At 51.0% G+C, this 18,943-nt stretch carries 19 protein-coding genes; 11 read left to right on the top strand and 8 right to left on the bottom strand.

Features of this window, described 5'->3' with window-relative positions:
- Window positions 1–200: 200 nt before the first annotated feature.
- Window positions 201–1,454, bottom strand: a complete 1,254-nt coding sequence (locus SIL79_RS16530) for a uracil-xanthine permease family protein (RefSeq protein WP_319619595.1) — start codon at window positions 1,452–1,454, stop codon at window positions 201–203.
- Window positions 1,455–1,665: 211 nt separating this feature from the next.
- On the opposite strand from SIL79_RS16530, the gene SIL79_RS16525 reads away from it, so the two are divergent.
- On the top strand, window positions 1,666–2,811 hold the full coding sequence (locus tag SIL79_RS16525; RefSeq protein ID WP_083399727.1) for a DUF2066 domain-containing protein: 1,146 nt from the start codon (window positions 1,666–1,668) through the stop codon (window positions 2,809–2,811).
- Window positions 2,812–2,887: 76 nt separating this feature from the next.
- Window positions 2,888–3,598: a DnaA inactivator Hda gene (gene hda / locus SIL79_RS16520; protein WP_039032924.1), complete on the top strand. Its 711-nt coding sequence runs from the start codon at window positions 2,888–2,890 to the stop codon at window positions 3,596–3,598.
- A 79-nt stretch (window positions 3,599–3,677) separates the two neighbouring features.
- On the opposite strand, the gene SIL79_RS16515 is transcribed toward hda, so the two are convergent.
- Window positions 3,678–5,627, bottom strand: coding sequence for a PKD domain-containing protein (locus tag SIL79_RS16515; RefSeq protein ID WP_071475539.1), 1,950 nt, complete (start codon window positions 5,625–5,627; stop codon window positions 3,678–3,680).
- Between the two features lie 310 nt (window positions 5,628–5,937).
- Here SIL79_RS16515 and SIL79_RS16510 point away from each other — a divergent pair, with 310 nt between their 5' ends.
- A complete protein-coding gene (locus SIL79_RS16510) occupies window positions 5,938–6,216 on the top strand; it encodes a peptidylprolyl isomerase (protein ID WP_025010268.1) in 279 nt (92 codons plus the stop codon).
- Between the two features lies 1 nt (window position 6,217).
- On the opposite strand, the gene SIL79_RS16505 is transcribed toward SIL79_RS16510, so the two are convergent.
- Together SIL79_RS16505 and SIL79_RS16500 are read right to left on the bottom strand one after the other, a co-directional pair.
- Complete coding sequence (locus SIL79_RS16505; protein WP_071475540.1) at window positions 6,218–6,805, bottom strand: class I SAM-dependent methyltransferase; 588 nt, start codon at window positions 6,803–6,805, stop codon at window positions 6,218–6,220.
- Window positions 6,802–7,275 (bottom strand): mechanosensitive ion channel family protein, encoded by a 474-nt coding sequence (locus tag SIL79_RS16500; protein WP_052247916.1) that lies wholly within the window; start codon window positions 7,273–7,275, stop codon window positions 6,802–6,804. Before SIL79_RS16500 ends, SIL79_RS16505 begins: the two co-directional genes overlap by 4 nt.
- Before the next feature lie 256 nt (window positions 7,276–7,531).
- Between SIL79_RS16500 and SIL79_RS16495 the strand changes: the two genes are divergently transcribed.
- The 5 genes from SIL79_RS16495 (at window position 7,532) to SIL79_RS16475 (ending at window position 13,035) form a co-directional block, all read left to right on the top strand.
- Window positions 7,532–9,037 (top strand): EAL domain-containing protein, encoded by a 1,506-nt coding sequence (locus SIL79_RS16495; protein WP_071475541.1) that lies wholly within the window; start codon window positions 7,532–7,534, stop codon window positions 9,035–9,037.
- Window positions 9,037–10,905 (top strand): VRR-NUC domain-containing protein, encoded by a 1,869-nt coding sequence (locus SIL79_RS16490; RefSeq protein ID WP_319619589.1) that lies wholly within the window; start codon window positions 9,037–9,039, stop codon window positions 10,903–10,905. Before SIL79_RS16495 ends, SIL79_RS16490 begins: the two co-directional genes overlap by 1 nt.
- A gap of 165 nt (window positions 10,906–11,070) precedes the next feature.
- On the top strand, window positions 11,071–11,604 hold the full coding sequence (locus SIL79_RS16485; RefSeq protein WP_405130441.1) for a PepSY-associated TM helix domain-containing protein: 534 nt from the start codon (window positions 11,071–11,073) through the stop codon (window positions 11,602–11,604).
- 69 nt (window positions 11,605–11,673) lie between these two features.
- On the top strand, window positions 11,674–12,207 hold the full coding sequence (locus tag SIL79_RS16480; RefSeq protein WP_162206379.1) for a DUF2271 domain-containing protein: 534 nt from the start codon (window positions 11,674–11,676) through the stop codon (window positions 12,205–12,207).
- Window positions 12,208–12,210: 3 nt separating this feature from the next.
- Complete coding sequence (locus SIL79_RS16475) at window positions 12,211–13,035, top strand: DUF4198 domain-containing protein (protein WP_235369945.1); 825 nt, start codon at window positions 12,211–12,213, stop codon at window positions 13,033–13,035.
- Between the two features lie 299 nt (window positions 13,036–13,334).
- Here SIL79_RS16475 and SIL79_RS16470 read toward each other — a convergent pair whose 3' ends face one another.
- From SIL79_RS16470 to bepA, 3 genes are all read right to left on the bottom strand, one after another.
- Window positions 13,335–13,712 (bottom strand): DUF2069 domain-containing protein, encoded by a 378-nt coding sequence (locus tag SIL79_RS16470; RefSeq protein ID WP_039032940.1) that lies wholly within the window; start codon window positions 13,710–13,712, stop codon window positions 13,335–13,337.
- Window positions 13,713–14,063 carry an arsenate reductase (glutaredoxin) gene (gene arsC, locus SIL79_RS16465; RefSeq protein ID WP_101056322.1) on the bottom strand — a complete coding sequence of 117 codons (351 nt, stop codon included), beginning with the start codon at window positions 14,061–14,063 and terminating at the stop codon, window positions 13,713–13,715.
- A gap of 122 nt (window positions 14,064–14,185) precedes the next feature.
- Entirely contained in the window at window positions 14,186–15,655 is a 1,470-nt protein-coding gene (gene bepA / locus SIL79_RS16460) for a beta-barrel assembly-enhancing protease (RefSeq protein WP_039032942.1), read from the bottom strand.
- Between the two features lie 102 nt (window positions 15,656–15,757).
- Here bepA and SIL79_RS16455 point away from each other — a divergent pair, with 102 nt between their 5' ends.
- Window positions 15,758–16,003 (top strand): sulfurtransferase TusA family protein, encoded by a 246-nt coding sequence (locus SIL79_RS16455; RefSeq protein WP_039033027.1) that lies wholly within the window; start codon window positions 15,758–15,760, stop codon window positions 16,001–16,003.
- Between the two features lie 61 nt (window positions 16,004–16,064).
- Window positions 16,065–17,156 carry an AI-2E family transporter gene (locus SIL79_RS16450; protein ID WP_039032943.1) on the top strand — a complete coding sequence of 364 codons (1,092 nt, stop codon included), beginning with the start codon at window positions 16,065–16,067 and terminating at the stop codon, window positions 17,154–17,156.
- Window positions 17,157–17,221: 65 nt separating this feature from the next.
- Here the strand turns inward: SIL79_RS16450 and SIL79_RS16445 are convergent, their stop codons facing one another.
- A complete protein-coding gene (locus SIL79_RS16445; protein WP_144361501.1) occupies window positions 17,222–18,115 on the bottom strand; it encodes a LysR family transcriptional regulator ArgP in 894 nt (297 codons plus the stop codon).
- A 156-nt stretch (window positions 18,116–18,271) separates the two neighbouring features.
- On the opposite strand from SIL79_RS16445, the gene SIL79_RS16440 reads away from it, so the two are divergent.
- On the top strand, window positions 18,272–18,898 hold the full coding sequence (locus SIL79_RS16440; RefSeq protein WP_039032945.1) for a LysE/ArgO family amino acid transporter: 627 nt from the start codon (window positions 18,272–18,274) through the stop codon (window positions 18,896–18,898).
- Window positions 18,899–18,943: the final 45 nt, after the last annotated feature.

The following is an 18,943-nucleotide window of genomic DNA, read 5'->3' as shown; positions in this document are numbered from 1 at the left end:
TAAACAGTGACCTAAAATCCCCGGGTATGTCCTGGGGATTTTTGTTTTCTGAACATCCCAGACGGTTTTTATTCGAGTCTGTGAGGCTCGTTATGTGTTCTTATGCTTCCCATTGGGAAATGACAGATTATAAGTCAAAAAACCGATGACAACGCCATCGGTTTTTTAATTAATATGTTCTAACGCAGCCAGTACTCAGCTTAGGTTTCATCTACTACAGAGTTACCTGTTTTGCTCGCGTGAGGTTTGCTGTTTGGCAGCAACAGGTTCATCAATATAGCTACGATACCGCAAAGGCTGATGCCGGTCAGGCTGAATGAACCGATACCGAAAGCCATACCCCCGATACCGAATACCAGTGTCACTCCAACGATAGAAAGGTTGCGAGGTTCACTGAGATCCACCTGGTGTTTGATCAATGAGTTGAGGCCCACTGCAGCGATAGAGCCGAACAACAGACACATGATACCGCCCATTACAGGTACCGGAATGGTCTGCATCAGAGCCCCCAACTTGCCGACGAAGGCCAGCAAAATAGCAGTAATGGCTGTCCAGGTCATAATTCTCGGATCAAAGTTGCGCGTCAGGGTTACTGCGCCTGTGACCTCAGAATAAGTGGTATTGGGTGGGCCGCCAAAAGCGGTAGCTGCTATGGTGGCAACACCGTCACCGGCAAGAGTGCGATGTAAGCCGGGCTTTTTCAGGTAATCTTTACCGGTAACATTGGAGATAGCCAGAATATCCCCTATGTGCTCCACCGCCGGGGCGATGGCAACCGGGATCATGAAGGCTATGGCGTGCCAGTTAAATTCGGGAGCGACGAAGTTAGGCATGGCCAGCCAGGCGGCTTCGTGTACAACATTGAAGTCCACTATGCCGTAATACAGACTCAAGCTGTAACCGACTATAATGCCGGCCAGGATCGGCATCAGCCTCAACAGTCCCTTGGCAAAGATGGCCACGGCTATGGTGGTCAGGAGTGATGCCAGAGAAACAAATAGCGCGGTATCTTGGGCAACAAGCACCTGGCTGCCATCTCCACTTTTACCAAGCGCCATATTCACCGCAACCGGTGCCAAGCCGAGACCTATGATGATGATAACCGGCCCCACAACCACAGGGGGCAGAAGCCTCATAATAATGCCGCTGCCACGCAGTTTTACCACAGAGGCCAGCATTAGGTAGACACAGCCGGCTGCCATCAACCCGCCCATGGTGGCAGGGATACCCCAAGTTTGGACGCCATACATAACAGGTGGAATAAAAGCAAAAGACGACGCGAGGAAAACAGGGATTTGACGTTTGGTGATCAGTTGGAATAACAGGGTGCCGAATCCGGCGGTAAACAGGGCTACGCTGGTATCGAGGCCGGTAAGCAACGGCATCAGCACCAGGGCTCCGAAAGCGACAAATAACATTTGTGCGCCTTGCAGAGGACGGGCAAGGTATTTCATTTTTTTATCCGTATTGTGGTTAAACCGGCCAATATTACCAGATGGCCACAAAGCGTGGGGGGCTATTTGCCGTTTTAGATCAAATTTTTCACAATTTCCATAGTTGAACCCGAGATGAACCAAGAGGCAGGTTTTTCATCTCCACCGGCTCGCCAAGTGGGGCATATATGATACACTTTTGCCATTCCGACCACTTTTTACCGTCGCAAAGATGCTGAATTTATTTGTAAAGCCAGTTGTTTTTCTTTCCCTGTTCTGCGCCACGACTTTGGTTCAGGCTGTTGAGGTTAAACAGCTGGATGAAGCTACTGTAGCCGTTGGGTCCAGATCCAGTGCCGAGAAGAGCAAGGGGCTCAAGAAGGCATTGGAAGATGTTATTTTAAAAAATTCCGGCTCACGCAGTGCTCTCGAAAGCCCGGAGATCCAAGCCAAACTTGCCAATGCCGATGCCCTGGTCAGTCAGTTTGGTTATCTTGATACTGAAGAAGGGCTCAAGCTAAAAGCTAATTTCGAACACCGGAAGATAGTCGACATGTTGCGTGAAGCCGGCTTGCCTGTATGGGGCAAACAGCGTCCCTTAACTCTGTTTTGGCTCAGTACGGATATCAACAATGAAAGAGTTATCCTAAGTGATGACTCAAGCGCTGAAGAGCGCAAGGCGTTTGCCGATGCTTCGATGGAACGTGGTGTGCCGCTGATGTTTCCTTTGATGGATCTTGATGATTTGATGCGTATCAATGTCAATGACGTGCGCGGTTTATTTGCCGATACTGTTGCTACCGCCTCAACTCGCTATCAGGCGGACTTCTTTGCGATGGGCGCACTTGAGGCAAATGGCAGTGAATTTAACTATCAATTGGTACTTTATCCCAAGACGGATATCAGTCAGTCCTTCGGCCAGCCTCTGCTCAATCGTCAGGGACAAGCTGCCAGTAAAGACGAGGCTGTGGCCGAGATGATGTTGTCACTGTCCGATTACTTTGTGTCCCGGTACGCCATAGCCGACTCTGGGGATGGTTTGCTGAGCAAGGTACGTTTTACCGGCATCAGCCAGATGAAGCAGTTGGTGGAAATTGAAGCGTTTCTCAATCAACTCAGCGCGGTGCGTGAAGCAAGCCTTAGCACTTTGCAGGGTGATAGCGCTACTTTTAAGGTGCAACTTTTTGGCTCGGAAGACGACTTGAAAAACCTGTTGCGTTTGGAGCCTCGGTTATCTTCGGCCCAGAGCGGTTTTCAAGATGTCGCCGACGGCCAGGGTTACGATGGTTTTAACTCATTGCCGCAGGCATCCGAGACCACAAAATTCAACGAGAATGTGAGCCAGCCCTTAGGTCCTTACCAGTGGCACAGCCGTTGAGGTTTTAACCGCGGCGCCAGTCATGCTAGACTTGGCGCCCGCATTTTTGATTGACCGCGATTGGGAACGATCCTGAGTGACACAAAACTCACCCTTGCAACTTTCACTGCCCGTTCACTTGCCGGACGATGAGACTTTTAACAGTTACTATCCAGCGGCAGGAAACGATGAACTTATCCAGACTCTGAGGGCCTGTGCCGAAGGCCACAGCCAGGGAGCCGTTTATTTATGGGGACCGGTAAAATCGGGTAGAACCCATTTGATGCACGCCGCCTGTGCTCACGCCAATGAGTTGGAACGCAGCAGTTTTTATATTCCTTTGGGTATTCATGCCAGTATCTCCACCGCTTTACTTGAAGGGTTGGAGCAGCTCGATCTGGTTTGTATTGATGATGTCGATGCGATTGCCGGCCATCCTTTATGGGAAGAGGCGATATTCGATCTCTATAACCGGGTAGCCGAACAGAAACATTGTGCTCTGGTGGTCAGTGGCAGCGCAGCGCCTATAGATGCCGGTTTTGCCTTGCCGGATCTGGTCTCAAGGATGCAGTGGGGACTCAATTATCAGCTCCAGCCCATGGCCGATGAAGAAAAGTTGGTGGCATTGCAACGTCGCGCTGCCATGCGTGGCCTACAGTTACCGGAAGATGTAGGCCGCTTTCTGCTTAATCGTTTAGCCAGAGACTTACGTACCCTGTTCGATGTACTGGATAGGCTGGACAAGGCGTCTATGGTTCATCAACGTAAGTTGACTATTCCCTTTATCAAAGAGATGCTACGGCTTTAGTCTTTAAGTCGCTAAAGATAGTAAAAAAGCGCTGCCCTAGAGCAGCGCTTTTTTATACTATGACAAACTAAAATAACAATCAGTGTCTGTTTACACCCACAGGAGCTCTGTGGCGATCGCCACTCAAACGCAGCGGCACTTGAGTTTGTTCACGCTGTTGTTGATGCTGGATATTGCTCTTTGGCGCCATAAGTGTGGGTGATATGCCGAGGTTGGCTGCCCAACTCAAGCCTGGTTGCATCTGCAGCGGCGCCGGCAAACTATCCAGCAGCAGCTGATTATTGAGCTCAGGCATCATCTCGCTCAACACCAAACCTGTTCGGTTTCTAAGTTCGGTGGCACCGATCCGTCCCCGTTGGCCCCAGTCGACACTGATGCTGTTTGCGGTCACAGTTGCGGGTTTGTCTGTGACAGCCACATCCCGCTGTACCCCAAGACGGTAACTCATCATGGCTTCTTCAAACAGCATGGCGGCATCTTCCCTGGAGGTACTGTAGTTGTAAAAGTCATTGGCTCTGTCGGCAAAGAAGAAGCCGCTGACATCCCCGGGCGAGTATGCCTTTTGGGTCGCTGTGGCGGTTTCGCCCATAAAGCTTACGCTGGCCAGGGCTCTCATTTCTGTGCTATTAAGCGGATAAGCGCTGCTGAGCTGATCCGATATCAAGGCTTTTTGCGCCGTGCGCCGGTAATAATCATCCAGCAAAGTTGGTCCCTCAAGGCTTGAATGAACACTGCGCGGGAAAAAGTCATTGGCATGAGCCAACTCGTGGTATAGCAGCGAGGAAAGATCGGTAGTCAACTCACTGATAGGACGATTGCTGCGCTGGTTGCGATCACGATAGACAGAAGCATAATCGTTGTCTTTGACATAACGCCAGGGGATCAGGAACTGCAGCTCATTACCGAAACCGGCACGGTAATCCGGCGCTTCATTGATGCTGTCGCGCTCGGTTGCCGTCAACCAAAGATCTTCCGGATCCAGATAGATGGCGCCGGTAACCACCCAATAAAAGGAGGGACGGACATCGTAGCTTATCACCACGGCGGTGACAGATTGCAATAAGGTGGCAAAGTCACCATGAGTGTCCATTTGATCGATAAAGGCTTCAAAATTACGCCCCATCCAATCGTGGGATACCAGTACCCGGTCCATTATCGCTTGTTTATCACTGATGCCGGTGCCGACTTGTCCAATCAAGGGCAGGGTACTAAGCTGGCAAGCGCTCAACTGATTGGAATAAGTGCAGCGTTTTAGTACATCGGCATAGGGCGAGTTTCGCCTGTAGGCATGAGTGCGGGCAACTGGCGCATCAAAGTACTCTGAGGTAATTTGCGCTTCATCAGTTATCAGTATGCTGACTTCATCGCTTAAGATCTCGCCATTGACACTGGCGCTGGCTCGCAAGATCACCCCCGTATCCTGGCTAACCCCGGGGGCGACAAATAAGGGACGCTCAAGATTGGACAAGTCCAGATTAAGGTCAGGCCCGGCAGCAATACACCAGTTGATATTGTTTGCCGCAGCGCCATTGACTCTATCCAGTCGTACGCTGACATTATTGCCTTCTACCACTTGGTGATCCTGGCGGATATTTAGGCCACTTCCCGCTGCTACTGTCAGGGTAACCGTCTCCTGCAGGCTGAGATCATTGCCGCTGACATTTAACTGAAAGCGGTAATCACCGCTTTGTGGCGGTACAAACGCCAGCACTGGGCTGTCATTGATGCTCATATCGACACCGGGCCCGGACAACTGCTGCCATTGGAACTGCATATTACGGCTGTTGAGCGTGCCCATAGTGGCAATAACACTGCTTTGCTGGCCGGCTAAATAACGGCTTTGCAACTTAAAAACCAGACCGGATGCTGTTGTTTGATTGTTGAATTCACTTTGTTGCTCACAGCGAGACAAGGCCTGAGGTGGAGTAACGACAGGAGGGATAAGGTCGCCGCCATTATCATTGCCACCACCGCCACAAGCGCTGAGCAATAGGGTACAGCTTAAAGGGAGGTAAGACAGTATCTTCATGGCACGACTCCACTTGGTTGACAGTTTGTTGTTGCTTGTTGTTGTTTTATATCAAAATGGTTGTAAACATTGGACACTATAGCACGGGCCGTTAGGGTCACCAATAGTCCGGGGGATTGGGACTTTTGTAGTAAGAGAGCGGTGGCAGAAGCTATTTTGAAGCTCTAACATAGGTTTGACTAAAGCTTGCCCCAGGCAAATAAGGTCAACATAGTGCAGCTTGTTTAATATCGAATGAGGGGAGGATCCAAGATTATGGTAAAATCGTCTGCTAATGGTTAGCTAACGAAGATGACTCAGGAGAAACAACATGGCCCGAGCTTGTGCCCGACACATTTTGGTTAAAACCCGTGAAGAGGCGGAAAAACTCAAGGCCCGGATCGCCAAAGGAGAGGACTTTGGCAAGCTGGCGAAACAATACTCTCAGTGCCCTTCAAAAAAACGCGGTGGCGATCTCGGGGAGTTTGGTCCGGGCCAGATGGTTAAGGCCTTCGATCAAGTGGTGTTCAAAAAGCCGGTGCTGGAAGTGCATGGCCCGGTCAAAACCCAGTTTGGTTTTCATCTGATCCAGACTATTTATCGTAATTAAGCTAAAGCTGCTGCGGTTTTCTGGCAAAGGCTCGATAGCATTGAGCCGTATCGCCGGCCAAAGTTCTACAGGTTGTGACTTCATCTTTCAGGTCGACAAAGTCTTCCAGCAGCTCCTGCAACTGCATGGGCGTGTGATAACACATAGGAGTACCCAGCCCTGAGGTGAAACGTTTCGCAATGGGGGCGCAAAACTCACTCAGGTGGAACAAGCCACCCGGCTTAAGCACGCGTTTAAGCTCCAATATGGCGGCTTTTTGCGCCATTTCAGATGACATGCAGGTTAAAACGGCGCAGCTCAGCACTACATCGAATGTTTCATCGGCAAAAGGCAATGGAAGTTGTGGCAGCTGAATTAAATTGATGTCCGGGTACAGACTGAGGCCGCGCTTTATCATGGCGGTTGAGGGATCGACCCCCAGCACTTCAGGATAGCCTAACTGTTTCAGCTGCTTGGCTATCCGGCCATAACCGCATCCAAAGTCCAGTATTCTGGCGTCGGGTTTTACCAAGTGGCAGAAGCGCTGCACATCGATTTCCAGATTGAAATTGACCTGATTGGCAACCTTATCCCAAAGCTGCGCCGTCATTGCTTATCTTCATCAATAATGGAAACTTTATTGTTTAGGAACAAAGAGTTTGGCACCAGGTGTGTCACACCGTCATCCTTCACCGTGATATAACGCAGATTGAGATCCACCACAGTCCCCCTGGAGCCGGTAATATCGATTTTATTGCCCAGCTTTATCGGCTTATAGAGCACTATCATAATACCGGCAATCAGGTTGGAGATGGCGTCTTTGAGGGCGAAACCCAGCGCAAAGCCAGTGAGTCCGAGGCCGGCAACCAGGGCGCCAACATCAAAGCCCAACTTGGATAAGGCCAAGACAGCGCCGATAAATATCAGTACCACGCGCTGGGAGTTGGAGATCAAGCGAAACGATTCGCTGGCCGCCGAGTCAAAGCGGGCGGCCACTTGTTTCAGGCAACGGTCGATAATCAGGCTGAACACTGCAAATGCGGCAAACACCAGGATTGCCTGAATGACATTCTCATTCATTTTCTGCTCCGAATAATAAAACCCTAATCGCTGAAATTTTCAGCTTGGTGCACAAAGGCATGCCAAACCGCTAAAAATATCAAATTCCGAGATAGAGACAAGAGTCAACCCATTAATTTCAGTGACTTAATTGGGCTTGCTATAAAGCTGTTTACCCGCTTTAATACTGTCATTTCTTATTGAATTACCGAGTGCATCATTGTATTTGAAAATATGGCTGTGTATAAGGGGGTAACATTTTACAAGGACGAAAATCATGAAGGCTGTATCTGAGAATAAACGGGTTTTGCTGCTATTGCTGTTACCTGTAGTTCTCTTGCTGTTGTCATCGGAATTATTGTTAAGGCCAGTGACTTCGATGATAGTTAAAAAACAGTTCAAACTCATGGAAGAGTATCTTAGCCAGAGACAACGCTCCATCAATGACATTATCCTACATCAAGTACCTGAGTTTCATTTTGATTGTGGTCCGAAAGACGCGAAATTATTGCGGTCCCCTGAAAACTACAATCGTTATTTTCGGGTGATGGGGATTAAAACCAAAACCGGCCTTGGCTGCAGTTCGCTTGGCACAGATTTACTATTACCGGATCTTCCCAATGACACGTATGTAGGTCAAGGCTTTGGCCTGACCACCACAGGCGCCATGTATGATACCGAGCAGGAACTCTTGGTTTATTTCAAAAGCAATGGCAATACCGCTTACTGGATTTTGGACAGCAGTTGGATCCGTGAGCTTATTAACGTTCCCTGCAGTGATTGTTTCTACATAGAGTTTAGGCATCATGCTCCAGGCTCCGAAGGCCTGGTATTTGAGCGCGGCAATCCTTCGGTACCCAGAGAAGCCAATGTGCATTTTTTCAGCGTGATGAACCAGCAGCAAATGGAGCAAAAACTCTGGTTTGGTGAGAAACTCGATGATTACGCCAGAGAAAAGATCTTTGTTTACGGTTTACCCTTGAGCATTTTACTCGGCGCGCTGCTCGCCGGGGCTTATTGGCTTTATCTGAGTTACCACAGTTCGCTCAAGAGCATGATCCAAAGAGGCATTGCCCGGCAGGAGTTTATCCCTTTTTATCAACCCATAGTCGATATTAATCAGAATAAAGTGGTCGGTTATGAAGTGCTGGTGCGCTGGAAGAAGGGCAAAGAGTTTATTCCACCTGTTGCCTTTGTTGAGCATGCAGAAGCCTGTGGCCTAATCATTCCCATTACCGAATCTTTGCTGCAGCAGGTACTGCAACAACTGCCGGAGCTGGAGAGCGGCACTTGGGTTAGCATCAACCTGGTGGCAGAACATCTGGAGCAGGCTCATGTCAGTCGCGTGCTGCAACAGCATAATTGGCCAGAGCCGGACAGACTTAAATTTGAGATCACCGAACGCTTGCCCATTGCCGACATTGATGCCGCCAAGCAGGAAATCGCCAGGCTGACCGAGAAGGGCTACAGCTTTAAAATTGATGACTTTGGCACCGGATATGGCGGCTTTAAGTATATTCAAACCTTGGGGATTGACAGCATCAAGATAGATAAGATGTTTATCGATACCATAGGCACCAACGATCTCAAGCGTGGTGTGCTGGATGCCATTATCGCCTTTGGTTTGGAGTCAGAGCTTGAGATGATAGTCGAAGGCGTGGAGACGGCGGAGCAGGTGGAGTACCTCAAAGAGCGCGGTATATTCCTGGTGCAGGGATACTATTTTGCCCGCCCCGTGCCGGTTGAGGATCTGAAAACCGTGAAATCAGGCGAAGCTTCCTAATGGCAGAAACCTTAGCGGCAAAAACCTTAGTGAAACCAGCTGCCCCTGAACTTGCAAGCGACTATTACCTGAGCAATTTTGAACTCTTGCTGGAGGGTAGCCGCCGCTATCTGGATATTTTGCCAAGCGAGCTTGCCAGGTTACGCGCGGCGTACCTGGCCTGCTCCAAACCTTCGCGGATGTTGCTGGTGCGTCTCTTGTCCCGCAAGGGCGAGTGGTTTCGCGCCGATAAGCTTAACTACCCGGAAATAGGGGCTTTGGAACCTGTGATAAAGGGGCTTGAGCAAGCGGAGCTTATCAGCACTTCATCATTGCCAAACACTGAAACCTGGCTCAAAGGAGTCACCCTCACAGAGCTTCGCCGGGCGCTTCTCAAACTGCAACAGAGTCAAGCCCCGGAGGGCAAAAACTGTCTTGGGGGCCTGGTCGATATTGCGCTGCATCTAGGTAAAAGCATGAAATGTGCCTCAAAGGAGACGCTGAAACGTACCCTGCTGGCGCTCGGGCCCCAAGACTCACAGTTATTGATTGACGAACTGAACTCTCTACTGGGCATTGACTGGCTTGAGCTTAAATGCCAGCGGCTTCTCGATGGCCTATTGCTACTCTATTTTGGCAACCGTTATCAGGATCTGAGCCAGTTTGTGCTCAGCGATCTTGGTTTGCAATGCTTTGAAGTCACAGTGCTGGACAAGGCCCACCGCGCCTATGACAGCCCAGAGCAGCTTAACGCTGCGTTGGCATTTGGCCTTATGAGTCAGCAGATAGAAGAGGCGATACTGGCCAAACAGGTGCTGGATATTCCATTGCGGCTTGAGCAGCTTAACGCCATTTCAGCAGTGCCCGAGGCTAACCCCTTACTCGAACGGCGCCGGCAAAAACTACTGACTCTGATAGGCCGCGAAGCCGAAAGGCAAGGCCAAACCACTCTTGCCATCAGTGTCTATTCGCAGTGTGAACATTGGCAGGCAAGGGAACGCCTGTGTCGCTGTCTGGAAAAACAGGCTCAGTGGCAGGCTCTGACTCATGCGCTGTTGCACCTTTGCGACCTTGCCGGTAATGAGAGTCAGTGGCAAATCATAGAACGTATTGGCAAACGCCTGCTTAAAAAGTTGCCAAATGGCAACGACAGCAAGTTTGCCTCACCATCAGGCCATGGTGAAACGCTTGATTCCTTGGCGCTTGAATCTTTGATGTTAAGGCTGCAAGCGCTGAGTGAAAGTGTGCCGGGTAGACTGGGTGCGCTGCAAACGATAATACTGCAACTTACTCCCAATGGTGAACGAGTTGAAATGCGTGTCGCTGCGCACTTTGAAGCGCTCGGCTACCGGGTGTTTTTTCTGGAGAATACCTTGCTTTGTGGCCTTTTCGGGCTGGCCTTTTGGGACATTATTTTTGCCCCCATTAAGGCGGTATTCGATAACCCATTTCAACGCAGCCCACGGGATATGTTCACCGAGGAGTTTGTTAGCCGCCGCCAAGAGGCCATCACGGCGCGTCTTGATGAAATCGCTCGGGAGCCCGGCGCTGTTATTTGGCGCCATTTTCAGCAAAAGCAAGGGCTGGCAAACGATTGGGTTTACTGGGAAAATCTGCCGCAACAGGCGCTGGAGCTGACGCTGGCGGCACTTTCCGGTGCCAGGCTCGCTCAGGTATTTGAACGTATGCTTGGTGATCTTAAGCATTACCGCAGTGGCCATCCGGATCTTGTGTTATTTGACGCCGAAGGGCGCATCAGTTGGCTTGAAGTCAAAGGCCCGGGCGATAAGCTGGCCGATCATCAAATATACTGGCTCAACTTCCTCAGTGACTTGGGAGAGGCCCGGGTTTGCTATGTCGACTGGGCAACTGCCGGCGAGTGTAAATAAGGTAAATAGCATTAAGGCAAGAATGATTGTTATTTAGTATTGGCCAATAACAGTCAATTAACAGGCCGCCCAGTGGCGGCCTGCGCTATGTGGAAACCTTAATTGAAGTTCAGAGTCAGCAAGTCATCGCTCCATTTCGCCCGCGTCGTTCATATCTATGTCTCTATGGCACTGCTGCTGTTGATGCTGTTCTTTGCCGTTACCGGTATCACTCTCAATCATCCGGATTGGTTTATCCGCCAGGGCGGAGAAAGCCTGGCATCGGAAGAAGCCCTGCCGGGATTTTTGTTGCCGGTGAATAGTGAAGAGCCGGATTGGCGCGAAGCCACAGCGCATTGGCTCAGTAGCCACTGGGGAGTGGATGGTCACAGTGCCGAGTTCAGTGAAGATGAAGTGGCGCTGGTGCATAAGGGGCCGGGGCGCTATCAGAGCATTACCCTGGATCTGCTGGATGGGAAAGCCTATGTCGAGCAGATAGATTATGGTGTTATCGCAGTACTCAATGATCTGCATAAGGGGCGTAACAGTGGCACCCTGTGGGTCTGGCTGCTGGATCTTTGTTCAATTCTTATCATCCTGTTTTCCCTGACCGGTGCTTTCCTGCTGTTGCCTCAGAGCCGTAGATTGAAAAAATCCTTACTGGCCATGGCCGGTGTCAGCAGTGCCTGTGCCCTTATTTATCTGTTGTTTGTTCCTTGAGTTCAAAGTGACAGACGGCAAAGCACGAACTCGTGCCCCTACCTTTGGTGTGTTGTGAATGGAGAATGTATGAGTGGCAAACCTTTGAAAACCAGATTGTCTCTGTCTCTGGCGGTATTACTGAGTAGCAGCTTAACTCTGGGGCAGGCCCAAGCCGATTCGCTGGAGATTAATCTGACACTGCCGGAAATCACCACGGGCCAATACCACAGGCCTTACACAGCCGTGTGGGTGGAAGATGCCAAAGGGCAGAGCGTGCGAACCTTGAGCCTTTGGGTCATGCAGGAAGGCGAGGGATACAAGTGGCTGAAAGACATTCGTCGCTGGTGGCGCAAGGCCGGGCGGGATGACATGAACTTTGTCGATGCCATTGCATCGGCAACAAGGCCTGCGGGCAAGTATCCCATCAGCTGGGACCTCAAAGATGACCAAGGGGCTAAGGTTGCCAACGGTAAATATACCTTGCTGGTGGAAGTGGTACGTGAGCACGGCGGCCGGGATTTGGTACGGCACAAGTTTCAGCTCGACGGCAAGCCTTTCAAAGCTGAAATAGCGCCCACCATAGAAACCGGCACGATTAGCCTTCAATACCTAGTGGAGTAAAAGATGATGAAAACAAGCAAACTCTTGTTGGCCCTGGGGGCCTGTCTGTTGGCACAAACGGCGAACGCCCATGACAGATTTATACTGCCCAGCCAGTTCAATGTCTCGGCCGATCCCGGCAAAGGTGTGTGGATCACTTCAGATGTCAGCGCCAGTAATGAAGTCTTCCTGTTTGATAAACCTTTTGGCTCTGAAGATGTGCAAATCGTCACGCCGTCCGGCACCAAGGAGCGGCCATCCTCAAGCTATCGCGGCAGCCGTAAGTCTGTGTTTGACTATCGCCTGACCGAAGACGGCACCTACAGATTCGAGAAAGAGACCCAGCCAAGATATATGTCGCGCTATAAGCTCAAGGGCCAGCAAGACAGCGTCCGCAGCCGTACTGACAAGCAAACCACCAAGGCGATGATGCCCAAAGGGGCGTACGATCTCGAAGGGGCGCTGTATTTCTCGCGTGTCGAGTCATATGTCACTCTCAACAAGCCAAGCGACAAGGCTTTTGAAGTGAAAGGGGAATACCTGGAACTCAAACCTTTGACCCATCCGGCTGACATAGTCGAGCAGGAGCCCACTGAGCTGCAATTCTATTTCCAGGGTAAAGTGATTGCCGGTGTGGAAGTCGCGATTGTGAAGGAAGGCACACTTTATCGTAACCAGAAACAGCAATTGACGCTGAAGTCAGACAAAGAAGGCAAGGTGAGTTTTGAACTGCCCAGCGCCGGCCGCTATATGTTGCATGCATCATTCGAGCAACTTAACGCCGATACTCGCCTTGCGGATAAGACAGTCAGTGAAATTTTCCTCACTTTCGAGGCCGGTTTGCAATAACCTAAATAGCCCGAAGCAGGCACTTTTAAGGCTTATCACCTTGTGAGTGCTTGTCAAAGTGAAGCTGTGGTGTCGCTTGCATTGCTGCTGTTTTAAGCTGCATTGGTTTTTGTGAGAACTGGTTTTTGTAAGAACTGTACGCTGGATCTTATGATTTGAACCTTCAATTATCTTGGAAAGCTTTCCTGCTTGGTTATCGACAACATAGTCAGTTCTTGGGCTAGGGAATGATGAGATTTCCGTTGAATCATTTCGAGCTATCACCCCCCCTTGGAAGTCTCGGTTTCAGGGGGGATCTTTCAGTTTTTGGTGCGTTTCTTGAGCCCAAGCCCCAACTCGCGGCCGCGTTTTCGGGCGTAGAAGGGCATGCTGATAAGCAAGCATGCGATCAACAGGCTCTCAATCAACGCAAACCACCATTCATTGCCCTGGGCTATATAGAGCAAGGTCAAGCCGTGCAGAAAATAGAGGCAAAGAATGAAGCTGGCCCAGGCAAAGGTATAGGGATTGCCTTTGAGGATCCCCGGTAGCGGCAGCAGCAAGGGCACCAGCCAAAGACTGGTAAACAGCAGTGAGTATTCGCTGTTGAGCCCCTTATCGATCAAGGCATAGGCCAACAAGGCTATCAGTAACAGATAGCCGCTCCGTGAGATTTGCAATAGCGCGTGACTGCTCATTTACAGGATCGCCAACACGTTTTCCGGTGGACGGCCAATGGCGGCCTTACCTTTGGCAAGCACGATTGGTCGCTCGATCAACTTGGGAGTGGCTACCATGGCGGCAATCAACTGGGCTTCTGTCAGCTCAGGATTATTCAACCCCTGGGCTTTGTATTCTTCTTCTTTGGTGCGCATCAGTTCACGGGCGCTGATACCCAGTTTGGCCAACAGTTCACTGATTGTGGCAGCATCCGGAACTTGTTTCAGATACTCGACAATCTGGATCTCGACGCCTTTGGACTCCAGCAGTGCCAGTGTTTCGCGGCTCTTGGAGCAGCGTGGATTATGGAAAATAGTGACCTGGGTCATGGGTTTTCTCTTTACCTTGGCTGAAAAGTGCGACGATGATAGCAAAAATCTGCGCAGACGTCAGGGGAAAGTGGCCCGGTGAACGGGCCAATGAAAACCTGCATAATCAAAGTTTAAGCAAACTATTTCTTCAATTCGTCCAGCGCCCTGTCGGCGATTCGGAATTGGCGTATCTTGGCCTCGATTCTGGCAATCTGCAGAGGCTGGCCATCGGCGGCCTTGTAGGCAAAGTTGAGCTGATCGATAGCCCCCTTATAATTGGCCCGCAGCGCCATGGATTCGGCATTGGAAAAGTGTTCCAGCGTCTTGTTACCGGTTTGTTTGTAAGCTTCGGTCAGCAATTGATAGGGTAAGGGATTTTGCTTATCCAGAAACGCCATATCCTCGAGAATAGGGATAGCCAGCTGCGGCTGTTTACTTTCGAGATAAACGCTGGCCAGGTTGGCGTTGATCACTTGAGAGGTGGGTTTGAGGCGTCTTTGGGCTTCCAACATCTTTATCGCGCCCTGATAATCGTTACGCTCCACCAGCAGATCGGTTTTGGTGTCGAGATAGAAGAGGTTGTCCTGATCTTTTTCCAATAATTGATCTATCAGTTGTTCAGACTGTTTGAAGTCCTTGAGGCGAAACAGTGCCAATGCTTTGCCATAGAGGGCCGCATCTTTAAAGGCGTAGTTGTGCTTGGCTAACTGGGTTTCAAACAGCGACAGTGCCGCATCGTCGCTATAGCTGGAAAAGCGCACCTGGATCCTGGCCTTGGCCAAATGGAAATTAAGGTTGTCTGCCACATATCTGTGGGGGTACTGAGCCGCGCGGTTACGGGCATCGGTTATCCGCGATTCGGGCAGTGGGTGAGTCAGCAGCATTTGCGGCGGCTTGGAGGTAAAGCGATAACGGGCTGCAAGTTTACCGAAGAAGTTGGCCGAGGCATTGGGATCGAAACCGGATTCCACCAGAATTTGCATGCCTATCCTGTCGGCTTCTTTTTCATGCAGCCGGGTATAGTTTATTTTGGACTGGGTCGATAATGCCTGAGTGGTGGCCAGCGCCGCCATCCCGGCCTGAGGCGCCGCTATGGTCAGCAAGATAGCGCCGAGTAGTCCGGCAATGGTGGCCGGACTGGCTTTCTCCTGGGCTTCGAGTGAGCGCGCCAAGTGCCTCTGGGTTACGTGGGTAATTTCGTGCGCCAGTACCGAGGCCAATTCACTTTCGTTGTCGGCATTGAGAAACAATCCAGTGTGGATTGCCACATGGCCGCCAAAGAAGGCAAAGGCGTTGATTTCATCGTTTCGCAGCAGGAAGAAATAGAAGGGGGTCTTAACCCCGGTGGCATGCGCCACCAATTTATTACCCAGCTCAGTGGCGTATTGGCTCAACACAGGATCGGATAACACAGGCGCCTGGGAACGAATGACCCGCATATAGGCGTCACCATAGACCATCTCTTTTTCGAGACTGAAGGTATTGACGGCGGCGGTACCGAGATCCGGCAGGTCGTTATTGGCGAAACTATGGCTGGCGGTGGCGAGTAAAAGAGTTGTGGCACCGGCCAGAATGGATTGTCGAAACTTGGAAAAAGTCAAAGTACTCAAGCTGATTAGATTTCCTGTATGCCACTAATGCATAACTGCCTGGCTTGTGGTTTCAGTTGCAACTTAGGATAATAGCCGAGGTTTATGTTTAGCAAGCTCATCATGGTTTTAATTGATTTAACTCAGAGTCGTTGTCCCGAAGCCCTGGTCAAGGCCAAGATGGCGATGAAACGTTTGCTGCCCGGTGAAACTCTGTGTCTCTTGCTTTCAGACCCAGGATCGCGGCAGGATGTTCCCCGTTTCGCCAAAAAACAGGGTTATGATTGTCGGATAGCGTCCGATGAGTCGGCCGTTTTGCGTTTACATGTCTCAGTTGCCCAACAGGGTAGAAGCGCAGAATCTAACTAGACAGCTTCTTGATGAAGCGATAATCAAGATGGCGCAGCCATCATCAGCACAGGAATCCCGGATGTTTAGCTATTTGAGTCGTTGGTACCAAGCCCGCTTCAGTGATCCTCAGGCTCTGACACTATTGTTTATTCTGCTTGGCATTGCGTTGACCATCTACTTTGCCGGTGGTTTGTTGATGCCGCTGCTGGTCGCTCTGGTATTGGCCTTTTTGCTGGAGTGGCCGGTGGCACAAATGGCGAGGATAGGGGTAAGCCGCACTGCGGCCGCCTCTTTGGTATTGGTCCTCTTTATCGGCTTAATGATCCTGTTGTCATTTGGCCTGATCCCCAGCATCTGGCGCCAGGGGGCAGCACTGCTTAGCGATCTGCCCAACATGCTCGATAAGGGAATAATCCTGCTACAGGAGCAGGCGCAACAGTATCCGCAGTTTATCTCAACAGATCAGCTCGATACCATGGTGTCCGAACTCAAAAAATTGCTCGATACCCAGCATCTTTTGGATATTGCCACTCAGCTCCTCGGCTATTCGGCCTCTTTGCTGGTATTGATGGTTTACGCCATCCTGGTGCCGCTGCTGGTATTCTTCTTCCTCAAGGATAAAGATGAGCTGATCCGCGGCAGCAAGCGCTTCTTCCCCAGCAATCGTGAGCTGGCCCGTAAGGTTTGGTTCGAGATGAATCAGCAGATCTTCAATTACATTCGCGGCAAGGTGATTGAAATTGTGATTGTCGGGGTCGTGAGTTACGTGTTCTTCGCCCTGATGGATCTGCGTTATGCGGCGCTGCTCGGGGTGTTGACTGGACTTTCAGTGCTCATTCCTTATGTCGGTGCCACCTTGGTGACCTTACCGATTGCCCTGGTTGCCTTCTTCCAGTGGGGTGTCAGCCCCGAGTTCGGTTATTTGATGCTGGGTTACGGCATCATTCAGGCGCTGGATGGCAACCTGCTGGTGCCTTTGTTGTTCTCCGATGCGGTGGACTTGCATCCGGTGATCATTATCGCAGCAGTGTTGGTCTTCGGCGGCCTTTGGGGCGTTTGGGGCGTGTTCTTCGCCATCCCGCTGGCCTCGCTGGTCAAGGCTGTACTGAACGCCTGGCCCAACGCCGAAGCCGATGCGGCCAAAGCCGCTTTAGAGGCGCAAGCCGAATAAGGCGGTCAATTTCAAGTTAACTGATACAGGCGGCCTAAGGTCGCCTGTGTTTTTTCAATCGCTATTCATTCGGGCAACAAGTGGTTTCTGGCACTTGCCGCCAATGCCCTGAATACCAACGTGGTCTGCTTGGCCTTGAGGTTCCAGTGCTGCCAATAGAGTGGCACCCGCATCCGCATCATGGGTGTCAGCTCTATCAGGCGCCCGGATGCCAGCAGCGGCTGTGCTTGCAGATGGCCCACCAGTCCATAACCCAACCCTTGTAAAATCGCTTCCAGAAAGCCTTCCGATGAAGGTACTGTGTGTTGCCACCATTGTCCCGGCAGCATCTCGAAGTAGCGCTTCAAGTACTTTTCATGCAGCTTGTCGCGGGTGGAGAACACCACTGCCGGTGCCGAGGCAAGTGAGTCGGTATTCGGCAGACCGTCGAAATAACGTTCGGCAAACTCAGGCGTGGCCACACAGGCATACTCCATCACCCCGAGAAACTCGCTGGAGCAGCCGTTCATCGCTTGCCCCAAGGTGGTCACGCAGCCAACCGCTTCACCGTTTTTCAGTAGGTGATGAGTGTAAGACTCGTCATCCACAATCAGCTCCAACAGCCAACCGCGGCGGGCGAACATAGCACTGATAGCCGGCAGGAACCAGGTTGCCAGACTGTCGGCGTTCACCGCAATTCTCACTACAGTGGGCATGGCCGGATCGTCGGCGTCCATTTCGGCTCTGAGTTCAGTCTCCAGCAATTCGACCTGAGCATAGTGGCGCAAGAGCCGTTTGCCTGTTGGTGTCGGCACTACAGGGTTACTTCTGATGAGCAGCGCTTGTCCCACTCTTTCTTCCAGCTGCTTTATCCGCTGTGATACCGCCGATTGGGTCACATGCAGCCGTTTGGCGGCCCGCTCAAAACCGCCTTCGGCGACCACTACTGACAAAGCCTTGAGATGACTGTAGTCCAGCATAACGACTCCTTGGGTTAATCCTTGCTCGATTATAAGTTTTGCTAATGACCAATAAAAAACATTAGTTATATTAATTTTCTTGCCGGGAGTAAACTGCCGCCATTGAAAACCTTTATTGGTCGCCGATTATTGCGACGACCTGCTGTTGGAGAGATTATGCAAACCGCTTTCATTCAGGGCATGGGGATAGGTGCCAGTCTGATCATTGCCGTGGGAGCTCAGAACGCCTTTGTATTGAAGCAAGGCATCAAACGTGCCTATCCGTTTCCTATCGCCTTGACCTGTTCTTTGATAGATGCCCTGATGATTACTGCTGGGGTTGCCGGGCTTGGTCAGTTGATCTTGGCCGCACCGGCCATTAAACATCTGGCGAGCTTTGGCGGTGCAGCCTTTCTGCTGTGGTACGGCTTTAATGCGCTACGTTCCTCGTTCAAGAGTCAGGGGTTGCAGACCGGGGATACCGAAGCCGCGGATTCGTTTCGCAAGGCGATGATCACCACCTTGGCGATAAGCTTTTTGAACCCGCATCTTTATCTGGATACCGTGGTTTTACTGGGCAGCATAAGCACAAAGTTTGATACCGAGGTCAGGGGCTGGTTTGGTGCCGGTGCGGTGCTGGCTTCCTTTATCTGGTTCTTTAGTTTGAGCTTTGGTGCGCGCCTGTTGGCTCCCGTGTTCAGCCGTCCCGCGGCCTGGCGTTATCTGGACAGATTTATCTGGTTGACCATGTGGTCAATCGCCTTGGCTATCCTGTGGCCCTATTTTCAGGGAAGGGGTTTCTGAGGCAAGCTTAAGTATTTTGCAAAACACAAAAGCCCGCATCGCGGG

Origin of the sequence: Shewanella indica (assembly GCF_033842865.1) — a bacterium.
In the GTDB taxonomy this organism is placed as follows: domain Bacteria; phylum Pseudomonadota; class Gammaproteobacteria; order Enterobacterales; family Shewanellaceae; genus Shewanella; species Shewanella indica.
This window is presented reverse-complemented; position numbering and strand designations above follow the sequence as displayed.